The following is a 12,139-nucleotide window of genomic DNA, read 5'->3' as shown; positions in this document are numbered from 1 at the left end:
AGGTTTGTAAAGGGGTGTAACGACAGTTAAACTGATGGCTGTGATTAGGAAAGCTGATGACAGGGGAGAGATGGGCGTAGCTTGCGGGGCGGGACGCCATCGCCCCCGCGCGAAAAGATATGCCAGCCTGCACGCGCGGCGCACCTCAACCCTAACGAACGGGAGCGATGGGAGTTGGAGAAGGTGGAGAAACAGGAGCGATGGGAGGTGGAGAGGCCGGGATGCGAGGAGGTGGAGAAATCCTGAACTGCTGGAGTTGCTGCGGGGTGAGCGATCGCAAAATTCTCAGTCCGAGAGTGTCTCGGGAGATGCTTAAAGCGTAGGATGGCTCCAAATACGGGCGGAAATTTGATTTGTTGTTCAAATAGCTTTCCATGAAAGCTAGGCTGAGTCCGCTGAGGTAGCGGCGGGCTAAAGCTGGTTCGGGCCCGATCGCCTCTGCTGGTGGCAGAAAGAGGCTTTGAGGGGATTCCTCGATCGAGGAGAAGTGAGTCCCGTTGATCATCAATACTAGATATTTGTTGAGGGATGTCAGCCATGTGAACGGTTGAATTTGTTCGAGGAAAGCGGGGGCGACGGTATCGGCGCTGCCTGCGATTACCATGACAGGGATTTTGATGTTGCCGAGGTTAGTTTCTCCCAGAATGCTGCTGACGATCGGGTTGATGGCGATCGCAGCTTTAATGCGCGAGTCGCCGAAATTGTACTGGTTGCGCTCTAGGCCGCGGGCGCGGCACTGCAACAGCAGGGAGAGGTTCCAAGTTTCGTTTTCGAGCTGGCAGTCTTTGTCTAGCTGTCCAAAATTAATCCCTGCGCCGGCTAATGCTAAAGCCGTATAGCCCCCGAAAGACTGGCCGATGACTCCGACTCGCTGCAAGTCGAGCTGCCCTTGGTAGGCCGGATCGGTTGTGGAAAGTTTGGTTAAATAATCGAGCAAGTCTTTGATGTCGAGGGGGCGGTTGACAAATTCGGCTGGTTCTGCTACTTGATTGGCTCGACCTGTTACCAAGTCTTGGATTTGTTGGGCGTTGCTGCCGGGGTGTTCGGGGACGGCGACGGCAAAGCCGTAAGAGGCTAGGTGTTTGGCTAAATATTGGAAGGAAAGGCGATCGGAACCTAAACCGTGGGAAATTACTACTACTGGGGCCGGTTGCTGGCTGCCCTGCGGCAGGTAAATGTCCATATCAAACGTGCGAGGGCGAGTTGGACTCGTCAGAGTTACCGATGATTTTTTCCAAGTATAGGGGCCCGGTAGCTGGGGCTGCAGCATTTCGGCGGGCGGTATGGGGGGTGCTAAGGCTGCTTCTGCTTCGGACAACTGGACGACTCCGGCGATCGTCTGATTGGAACGGTTGATCAGGGATGTCAGCTCGTTCCCAATAGCCAAGCCGCGACCGATGTCAATCCTGATGCCGTAAGTGGGGAATTTCCGCAGCACGTTGAGAATTGTCAGACCTTCTGGATCTGAGGCTGCTAAAATCAGAGCGGATCGGATGGCATAAAATCCCGGCTGCCGAGCTTTGGTTTGAATTACTCGGCCCAAGCGTTTCAGCAGCACTTCTCCTTGAGGCGTGTAGAGGAATTGGGCGATCGTCACGTGGCTGATTTCAGCTTTCGCTTGCAGGGCGCTGCGAATCTCCGCTAGCTGTGCTTTTTTGACGTACTGAGCGAAACCGTCCAAGTTCGAGTCTATTTTGCCTTCTTTGGCGAAGAGTGCCAGGGATTCGATCGGAACGGATTCTTCTAGCGGCCCGTAAGTTACGTAAATTCGTTCGGCACCCCAAGCAGGTGCGGCGGTGCAAACAGCCGTGAATGCAAACAATCCTAGGTATTTTGGGGCGATCGACCGCCGAGTGCGAAGGGCAGCAGTGGAGAGACTCGGAAACACACAGTTCATAACTTTCACACCTAGGACTTCTAATCATTAGTCGGTGAAACGATGTAAATTGTTTCGCCAATATTTAATGCCCGAAAATCGATCTGTTGCTTCGGATGCTTCGGAAATTAGGTTATCGTGGGAAGCATAGCCAAAAGAGCAATTTTCAGACCTGACAAGACTAGCTGAAATTAAAAATTCAACGCCGAGGGGTCAAACCTACTGGAATGCCCAGTGATGATTTTTTCGGCTATGCAAGATATTTTCGATCGAGTTTGCAACTAAAGTCTGAGTGAGAGAATTTATCATGTTCAATGCAACTGCTATCCTGATTGACGCTTTTGTGCAAGAGCTGCAGGCCGGCTACCGCCGCACCTACGGCAAGTACAAGCCTGACTACCCTGAAATTATTGCCTGGGCGGGGACTATGGCTCTAGAAAATATCGCTAACTGCGATGCTTTGTACCACAATGTGGAACACACAATGCTCGTGGCTTTGGTGGGACAAGAGATTCTCCGGGGCAAGCATATTCGCGAAGGGGGAGTGTCGCCGGAAGATTGGCTGCACTACCTGATCTCGCTGCTGTGCCACGATATCGGCTACGTCAAAGGTGTTTGCCGCCAAGACCAAGAAGCTGTGGGACTCTACGCTACGGGTATTGACGGGGGCATGGTTTCGGTGCCGATCGGCGCAACTTCTGCTAGTTTAACTCCTTATCATGTCGATCGAGGAAAACTCGTAATTGACGAACGCTTCGGCGGCCACACATTAATTGATGCCGAACAAATCAAGCGCAATATTGAATTGACGCGCTTCCCAGTTCCTGCTAGCGAAACTCATCAAGACAGAAACAATTATTCTGGACTCGCTAGAGCCGCCGATTTGATCGGTCAGTTGAGCGACCCCAATTACCTGCGAAAAATAAGTGCCCTGTTCTACGAATTTGAGGAAGTCGGCACTAATAAAATCTTGGGCTACAAGTCTCCTGGAGATTTGCGGCAAAATTACGCCAAGTTTTATTGGAACGGAGTTTTTCCCTACATTCCAGCAGCTTTGAACTACTTGGAATTGACCCAGGGAGGCAAACAGATTATTGCCAACCTCTACGCTAACGTGTTTCAGGTTGAACACGCTGAACCCATCGCTTTCAAGACAAACGCTCAAGAATTAATCAAATCCCGCAACAATGGCAACTTGAACGCCGAAAAAGATAGTGATAATCTGCAAGCTTCCATGTCCGGGGAAAACAAGAAATTTAGCGAGTTTTTTGACTTGAATTTGTGATGAGTTAACCAGCCTTATGCTGAAGCCAATCGAGCGAGCCAGAATTAGGATGAAATCTTTTTTCCTAGTTGCTGACTCGTCTTTTTATTAGCTATAATATAGCTAATAAACTCGGTGTTTGTTAAGGAGAGTTACGTCATGGCAAACAACAACATTGAAGTCGTTTTTAGCTTTGATACAACTGGCAGTATGTACCCTTGTTTGACGCAAGTTCGTCGGAAAATTAAAGAGACGGTAACGAGACTGCTCGATGAAATTCCTGGCATTCGCATTGGCATTATTGCTCACGGGGACTATTGCGACGCTGACAGCACTTACGTGACTAAACACCTCGATTTGTCAGGCGATGTCGGCACGATTTGCAATTTTGTTCAAAATGTAGAGCCAACAGGCGGTGGCGATGCTCCAGAATGTTATGAATTAGTCTTGCACGAAGCTCAGTCACTTTCTTGGACTCCAACTAATTCCAAAACATTGGTACTAATTGGCGATGACATCCCGCACGCACCCGCTCAAACTCCTCAAAAACTTAACTGGCGTCAGGAAGTAGATAAGTTAGCACAGATGGGAATTGCCGTTTACGGCATCCAAGCTCTCAACCGCCAGCACGCTACTTTATTTTACAAAGAACTAGCAGAAAAATCTGGCGGTTTTCACCTCAATCTAGACCAATTTTCCTACATCACAGATTTATTTTTAGCAGTTTGTTACCAACAGTCGTCTAACGAACAACTGCAAGCTTACGAACAAGAAGTTGTCAGTCAAGGTCGCATGAATCGCGGATTAAACAAAATGTTTAATACCATGCTGAAGCGGGAAGGCGTTGCTGTTTACGAATCAGCAGAATTGCGAGCCGTAAAACCGGGGAGATTTCAGATTCTAGAAGTTGACAGCGAGATTTCAATTAAAGCTTTTGTTCTGGAGAATGGTTTGACTTTTAAAACCGGGCGCGGGTTTTATGAATTTACTAAAACCGAAACTATCCAAGGTAAGAAAGAAATTGTGCTGATGGACCGTTCGACAGGGGATTTGTTTGAAGGAGAAGCGGCGCGAGAAATGTTGGGTTTGCCAATGGGCGAAACTGTTCGCATCAAACCGAGCAATCTAGAAAAGTATGCGGTTTTTGTGCAAAGTACCTCGGCAAATCGCAAGCTGATGGGGGGAACTCGTTTCCTTTATGAAGTTGAAGATTGGGATCGTTAATTAATCTTAAATGTCCAAACAACAACCGCAGATCGATGCAGATAAGGGTAAAATCTCTACGATATGTGTTTGTGTTACGGTCTGCGGTTAAAAATATACACTTTCAAATTAATATGCAACCCGAAATCCAGCAGCAAATTCAACAGTTGAGGCAGCAGCTACAGCAAGCTAGCTATGCTTATTATGTTCTCGATGCGCCGGTTATGCCAGATGAGGTGTACGATCGACTTTATCGCCAGTTGCAAGACTTAGAATCAGATTATCCGGAATTAATTACTGCCGAAAGCCCGACTCAGCGGGTGGGAGAACAGCCTGCTACTCAATTTTTTAGCGTCAAGCACAATATTCCTCTCTACAGTTTGGAAAATGCTTTTAATTTTGAAGAATTTGCTAAATGGCAGGAACGCTGGCAAAGAGTAGCACCCTCCCTAACCCCCGGTCAAGAGGGAAATGCACCCCCCCTAACCCCCCGTCAAGAGGGGGGTCAAGAGGGAAATGCACCTACGCTTAGCAATAAGAAAAACAGGGAAACTACTCCCCCCCTTAGCAAGGGGGGGTTGGGGGGGGTTTCCTACGTTTGCGAGTTAAAAATTGACGGTTCTGCTTTAGCGTTAACCTATGAAAATGGGGTGTTAGTTCGCGGTGCGACGCGGGGAGACGGCATTGCCGGAGAGGAAATTACTCAAAATGTCAAGACTATTCGATCGATTCCTCTCAAGCTCAATTTAGATAATCCGCCGCCTGTTGTGGAAGTGCGGGGAGAAGCTTTTTTGTCTTTAGCTGTGTTTGACGAAATTAATCGGGAACGGGAAAAAGCAGGGGAACAATTGTTTGCTAATCCTCGCAATGCGGCGGCGGGTACGCTGCGGCAGTTGGATTCCAAAATTGTGGATAAGCGCAGGTTGGATTTCTTTGCTTATACTCTGCATTTAGATGAGGGTAACGAGGAGAACACGCAGTGGGATTCGTTGGAATTATTGAGAACAATGGGGTTTAAGGTGAATCCATATCGCAAAATTTGCGATTCTTTGGATGAGGTTCGGGAGTATTACGACTATTGGGATACTGAACGCCGGAATTTGCCTTACATGACCGATGGGGTTGTTGTTAAGATTAATTCGGTTGGGCTGCAAAAACAATTGGGTTTTACTCAGAGGTTTCCGCGTTGGGCGATCGCACTTAAGTATCCTGCAGCCGAAGTGCCTACAATTGTGGAAGCTGTCACCGTGCAAGTAGGGAGAACCGGGGCTCTGACTCCTGTAGCGGAACTCAAACCGGTGCAGTTGGCTGGAACGACGGTTTCGCGGGCTTCTCTCCACAACAGCGATCGACTTTCCGATCTCAACCTGCACATTGGCGATACTGTAATTGTCAGAAAAGCTGGGGAAATCATACCAGAAGTTGTGCGAGTTTTGCCGGAACTTCGCCCCCAAAATGCTAAATTTTTTCAAATGCCTAGTTGCTGTCCTGAATGCGAACAGCCTGTGGTTCGGGAAAAAGGGGAGGCCGTTACTCGCTGCATCAATACATCTTGTCCGGCGATTTTGAGGGGTTCGCTGATTCATTTTTGCAGCCGGGATGCTCTAGATATTAACGGTGTTGGGGAAAAGTTGGTACAGCAGATGGTTGATAGCAATCTGCTCAATTCTGCGGCCGATTTATACGATTTGACTGCGGAAAGATTGATGAGTTTGGAACGCATGGGTAAGAAGTTAGCAGAAAAGTTGGTAAGTGCGATCGCCCAATCGAAAAATCAACCTTGGTCGCGGGTACTTTACGGCTTGGGCATCCGCCACGTCGGCACAGTCAACGCTCAATTGCTGACAGAAAGGTTTGCAAATGTGGATGAGTTAGCAGCGGTATCGGCGGCATCGATTGAGGGGGTTTACGGCATCGGGCCGGAAATTGCTCAAGCTGTTTATCAGTGGTTTCGAGTTCCGGCAAATCAAAGTTTAATTGCACGGTTGAAAACTGCGGGCTTGCAATTGCAGTCAGAAGTGAAAAATCAAAATTTAGCCAGCAAAAATTTACAGCTTGCAGGCAAAACTTTTGTGCTGACGGGAACTTTGCCCACTTTGAAACGGGATGAAGCTAAAGATTTGATTCAAAAAGCAGGAGGTAAAGTCACAAGTTCTGTGAGTGCTAAAACAGATTATGTGGTGGTGGGAGAAGATGCGGGTTCTAAGTTGGAAAAAGCTCAATCTTTGGGGATCGAACTACTTTCGGAAGCTGAGTTATTGGAACTGCTATCGACACCATAAATGATTGGTGAAAGTCAATATATTTCTCTTTTCTCTTTCTCTGCAGCCTCTGCGGACTCTGCGGTTCGCCAAAAAATTGCTGATTCACTTGAGCCGTTTTCCAAGAAAATCCCCAACAATTCTATTACAGTCGGTGCAACATAGCCGCTCGCGAATTGGGCAATACCTCAAAAGGCATAGAAATCGCGATCGCACTTCGTCAATCTACCTACTTCGCTAGCCCTGCCGCGGGGAGCGGTTGTCGGTACAGGCGAGTTTTGCTAAAATTTGATAAAGTTTGCAATAGCGATCGCAACTGCCAGCTTAGCCAAATGCCAGCAATCATAGGAGATACATTATGTCGGAAATTCCAGCAGAACAAACACAAACAAACTTGCCAACTCCAGAAATAACTACCGAAAGCTCAATTTCGGGAGTGGAAAACGTGAAAAACAGTTTGGGAAACTTCCTAAATAGTTGGAAGTTGAAAGCAGGATTAGCCGTTGCTGTACTGTTGGCAGTGTCGCTATTTGCTTTCTACTGGCAGCATATGATTGCAGTCGTAGGTATGAAGAGTTGGTCGGCGCGATCGGGAGCTAACCCGATCGAATGTATGGTAAGAGATACTAATAACGACGAGTATGTCAGTTGCAGCGCCCTCCTCGACCAGCAGATTGTCCCTCTTGAGTGCAGTTCGAGTTTGTTCAATATCGGCTGCCGAGTCAATTACGGAACTGCGGCCCCAAATCCGAGACAAATCAACCCTAGATAGAGCATCTGCGGGTTTCTGATAATTTTTGAATCGTTCTGACTGAAATACGGATACAATCCCCGACAGGAGTCGCGGTGAGAAAAAAAGTTTGGACGTTAGTTCAAGCCCCCAGATTCATCTGTGGGGTTCTATTTAAAATCTAAAATTTAATTAATTGCCCATCGTAACCCATCATCAAACCTCTTAGTAGTGAGGACTTTAGTCTTCATAAAACTCGCTCAGACTTGAGTCCTCATTACAACCTAGAATGGTTGATTTTACCCAACAATAGCTAAAGTATGACAGCTTACCAAGGACTTCCAATTAGAGTGAAACTGCTCCAGTAGTAAGGATGAGAAAAATGTCGGTTTTCTTGTTGTATGTTAGCCGGTAAATTCAAGTTGCCCGCCGTTGTAACTAACTGCCCGTTTTCGAGCCGAACTTTACCAGCAATCATCGCCTGTTGAGCAAGTTGCAGAGTTTCTGCCTTAGTTGTGGTTCCTAGCAACTGATGGTAAAATTCACTCATCAGCCCCAAAGTGCCTCCATCGTCAACATACCACAAACTCCCTAAAGCAGATTTCGCGCCGGATTTTACTGCTAAACCTCCAAAACCTAACTCTGCTTCCCGATCGCCCAAGGCTGTTCTACAAGCACTCAATACTAACAAGTCTACCTGCGGATTGCGCCAATTTAAACTCTCCATGCGATCGAGCTGCAATTTGGAATTCCACAGTTGAATGTAAGAATTGCTCGGTTTTCCCGCTTGGAATTCAGCGTGGGTGGCTAGGTGAACGATCCGAAATCCTCCCTTGGCGTGTTCCGAGTTGAGATTATCTAAAGTGAAACTAGAATTGAGGAAAGATGGACTCTGCCACTGAGCCGAAATCACCTGCAATTCGCTCGGCACACTGGGCAAGGGCGGTTTGTCAACAAATTCTGACCTGCCCATTGCTAACACTGTGGCGTCTCTAACAGCTTTATAATCGGTATTAGTCGAACTAAAACTTGGAATTAGGCTGAAACTGTATTTTTCAATCAAGAAGCCTTGACCGTCGTGCAAAGCAGCAAAAGGCAGGCTCCGCAATCCCGGATCGACTGACAGTAACAAAGTCTGAATTCCTAAGTTTTCTAAGTCTTTTTCTAGGGGTGCGATCGCCCATTTATATAATTGCTGGGCGGCGGCTAGATAAGTGGTAGTAGTGCGTTTTGCGGGATTGGTGATTTCAGCGCGGAACTCCTGGACGGTGGGGAATAAGGCTGCTTTGTTGGCTTCGGGAACGCTGTAGTGAATCGGCCGCCCGACGGGAGGAACTAAAATTAGTTCCAGTCGATCTTTTCGCGAGACTATGTAGATAATACCAGACCGCTTGCCGGTTTGCTGTTCGATATCTTGTAAAGTTTGTTGGAAGGTCGAAATCAAGACTTTTTCCTCTGGGAGGTTGGCTTTTACCCCCAAGTATTGTCCAAATTCTTGATTCCTGATTTCTTCGATTCTCCAGACTATATTCTGTATGTCGTTGACTTCAAAAAGTCGATCGGGAGACGGAACATATCCCAGAACTAAATTAGAAGTAGGGTTGACTGTTGGTTGTTTTGATTCTTCTGATGAAGGTTGTACGACGCCGGAGGGTAATTTACTGGTAATACTTCGATCGATAGTTAAAACTCGATCGGTCGCTACACCGGGATTGTCTAGCGGTAGAATTTTGCCGCGTTGAAAGTCTTCTGAATCAGGGGTTGAAGATTCTTCTTGCGGTGCGGGTATATCTGTGGCTGTGGGCGATGTTGGTGTGGGGACAGGTGCGGGCACTTGTATTTCCCTAGGATCGCTTGGAGTGGGAGTGACACTCGGAGTCGGAGTCGGAGTGACAACTGGAGTTGGAGTTGGAGTTACTACCGGAGTCGGAGTGACAACCGGAGTCGGAGTTGGAGTTACTACCGGAGTCGGAGTGACAACTGGAGTCGGAGTTGGAGTTACTACCGGAGTCGGAGTGACAACTGGAGTTGGAGTTGGAGTTACTACCGGAGTCGGAGTGACAACCGGAGTCGGAGTTGGAGTTACTACCGGAGTCGGAGTGACAACTGGAGTCGGAGTTGGAGTTACTACCGGAGTCGGAGTTGGCGTTGGAGTCGGAGTTGGCGTTGGAGTCGGAGTTGGAGTTGGCGTTGGCGTCGGGTCAATGCCGTCATCAGTCGAAAATGAAATATTACCAACACTGCTAGAACGCGGAAACGACTGCGAAGTAATGCTAGATTGTCCCGTTGTAATTGCACCCGCCGTACCGTTGCTAGCAGCATCCCCCACCACAAACGGTTGAATCGGCGTCCCTCCATCTCCCCCAGCGTGTGTAATTGCGATATTTCCGCTACCTGTGCCGCCAGCAGTAGAAATGCTAGCAAATCCCGTCGGCGAAAAAGGTGTTGAAAAAGCACCTGTAGCCCGGAAAAAATTGCCTGTTATTGCTGTGACATCGCCGCCGGTGCCGCCTGTACCGCCTTGGGCATTGATAAACTCTACTTGAATATCGCCGATCGGATCTAAGAACACATTGCCGGCATTTCCGGCTATACCGCTAGAGTTAATTTGTCCCGCCGTAATTGAAGTTATCGCCTCAACAGTTATGTCACCGCCACTGTTTCCCGATGTATTCAAATTACCGGCTGTGAAATTGTTACCGCTTGTAAATTCAATTTCTCCGCCATTAGTAGTAATATTTTTAACACTTATATCGCCCTTGGCAGTAATATCGACTTCGCCGGCGGTGACATCTCCCGATAAATTGACTTTTTCCGTGTTTGATGCTGTCAATTCTTGCGCGTTAATTGTCGAGTTTCCTGTCACATTGCCAGCATTGTCGATCTCAAGATCTCCTAACTTTCTGGTGGCCCCCACCGCACCGTTGAAAGTGATGCTGCCGCTACCGGAGGCTAGAGTTAAGTCGCGGGCATTAATGCTGTCACTGTCGATCGCACCAAAAGCAATATTTCCCCCGGCGGTACTAAATACTGCATCCTTGGTCAAAACCAAAGCATTGCTAATATTAATGTTGCCGTTATTAGTCGTAACATCCCCGCCTAATTTAGTAGTGAAAGCCGTCACATTAAAACCAGAATTGCTTTTAACATTTCCGATAAATTCCGCATTCGCTGCGGTAACATTCAAAACCGATAATGGCGTTGTTTCTCCGATATTTCCTTGCAGCAGCACATTACCATTCGCGGCATCTAAGCCCAACAAATGACCGCCGTCTATCGCCCCTTTTATATTAATGCTACCAACGCTGCTTTTAAGTTCAACCTGGTTTTTCAGTTGAACGTTGCCAGTCAAATCTATATTGTTAGTTGTATTGATGCCATAGTTCAAATTAATTGTTGAACCTTGGATAGCAACACTGCTGTTGTCAAGTCCGGTGATAGTTCCATCAAGTGCGATCGTACCTGTTCCCGTTTGAATATTTACTGGATCTAAAAATGTGAGATTATAGGGAATACTAATATTGGCGCTGCTATCGGATTGCCCGATCGCGATCGAGCTAAATCCATTTTGAATCAAATTAAGTTCCGATGCAGTCAAATCTAAAGCGCTAGTATTGTTATCAACTCCGCCAACAACAATATTTTCGCTGGCTGTTGCGGGTTGCAGCCTTAACGCGCCAGTACCAGAAACATTCCCGGAAAAATCAATTTCACTTGCCGTTAACGTCAGGGGGTTACTACCTGCCGATAAACTAGAACCGAAAGCAATCGTTGCATCTCCAAGTGTAAAATTTACAGGAGCTTTTAATGTCACCGGTCCGCTAAAACTAATGTTATCATTAGTTGTGGTGATATTTCCGCTAACCGCAACATTTCCCCCGCCATTTTGAATAAATGCACCGTCTAAGTTCAGGTTTTTCTCAATATTCAAATTTACCTTATTGGCAATTGTGAGCCTGCCATCATTGGTGGTTGTTACAGTGTCTTTGAGATTGACATTATCAGCCGCAATACCGAGATTACCAGCCACGTCAACTGTCTTGTTGAAAGTAATGTCGCGGCCTGAAAGAATTGAGTTTTTGGCAACAGTGACAGCATCTGCATAAGTTTGGCTGCCGGTTGTAGTGACATTGCCGCCTAAAGATATCTTGCTGTTTGCAGTTAAATTTGTGAGAGGAGTTGTTTCGCCGATCGCACTTTTGAAGGTAAGATTACCGCTAGCGGCCTTCACCGTCAAATCGCTGGTACCGTCTACAGTATTATTGAAAGTAATTTCGCTGCCTGAAATAATCGGGTTATTGGCAATTGTCACTGCATCTCCGTAGGTTTGAGGGCCGATTGTAGTGACATTTCCCTTGACTTGAGTTGTGCCGCCAGCATCTGCATTCAAACTCGCGGCATTAACTGTTTGATTAAATGCGGTTGTGCCTGTAGAATTAGCTGTTAAATTGCCGATCGCGCTTGCAGCACCAACTGCACCATTAAATATCACATTACCGCTAATCGCCTTCGCCGTCAAATCGCTGGTGCCGTCTACAGTATTATTGAAAGTAATGCTGTCACCTGAAATAATCGGATTATTGGCAATTGTCACTGCATCTCCGTAAGTTTGAGGGCCGATTGTAGTGACATTTCCCTTCACTTGAGTTGTGCCGCCTGGATCTGTCGTCAAACTCGCGGCAGTGACTGTTTGATTAAATGCGGTTGTTCCTGTAGAGTTAGAAGTAATATTTCCTAATGCCTTGGTATTGCCAACTGCACCATTGAATGTAATATTACCCGTACCCCCATTTACAGTTAAGTCG

Annotated in this window: 6 protein-coding genes; 4 read left to right on the top strand and 2 right to left on the bottom strand. The window is 47.1% G+C overall.

Annotated elements, in window-relative coordinates; genetic code table 11:
• Positions 1-151 precede the first annotated feature (151 nt).
• Complete coding sequence (locus QUA80_RS28620; RefSeq protein WP_333428357.1) at positions 152-1,897, bottom strand: alpha/beta hydrolase; 1,746 nt, start codon at positions 1,895-1,897, stop codon at positions 152-154.
• Between the two features lie 286 nt (positions 1,898-2,183).
• On the opposite strand from QUA80_RS28620, the gene QUA80_RS28615 reads away from it, so the two are divergent.
• From QUA80_RS28615 to QUA80_RS28600, 4 genes are all read left to right on the top strand, one after another.
• The gene (locus QUA80_RS28615) at positions 2,184-3,161 is read left to right on the top strand and encodes an Npun_R2479 family HD domain-containing metalloprotein (protein ID WP_333428356.1); all 978 of its coding nucleotides are present in this window, start codon (positions 2,184-2,186) and stop codon (positions 3,159-3,161) included.
• Positions 3,162-3,299: 138 nt separating this feature from the next.
• Positions 3,300-4,364, top strand: coding sequence for a vWA domain-containing protein (locus QUA80_RS28610; protein ID WP_333428355.1), 1,065 nt, complete (start codon positions 3,300-3,302; stop codon positions 4,362-4,364).
• A 113-nt stretch (positions 4,365-4,477) separates the two neighbouring features.
• A complete protein-coding gene (ligA, locus tag QUA80_RS28605) occupies positions 4,478-6,625 on the top strand; it encodes an NAD-dependent DNA ligase LigA (RefSeq protein WP_333428354.1) in 2,148 nt (715 codons plus the stop codon).
• A 337-nt stretch (positions 6,626-6,962) separates the two neighbouring features.
• On the top strand, positions 6,963-7,376 hold the full coding sequence (locus QUA80_RS28600; protein WP_333428353.1) for a hypothetical protein: 414 nt from the start codon (positions 6,963-6,965) through the stop codon (positions 7,374-7,376).
• A gap of 286 nt (positions 7,377-7,662) precedes the next feature.
• On the opposite strand, the gene QUA80_RS28595 is transcribed toward QUA80_RS28600, so the two are convergent.
• Positions 7,663-12,139, bottom strand: a 4,477-nt coding sequence (locus QUA80_RS28595) for a CHAT domain-containing protein (protein ID WP_333428352.1), incomplete at its 5' end; no start/stop codon positions are given.

The sequence above is a fragment of the Microcoleus sp. F4-D5 genome (genome assembly GCF_036704885.1).
Taxonomy (GTDB): Bacteria; Cyanobacteriota; Cyanobacteriia; order Cyanobacteriales; family Microcoleaceae; genus Microcoleus.
This window is presented reverse-complemented; position numbering and strand designations above follow the sequence as displayed.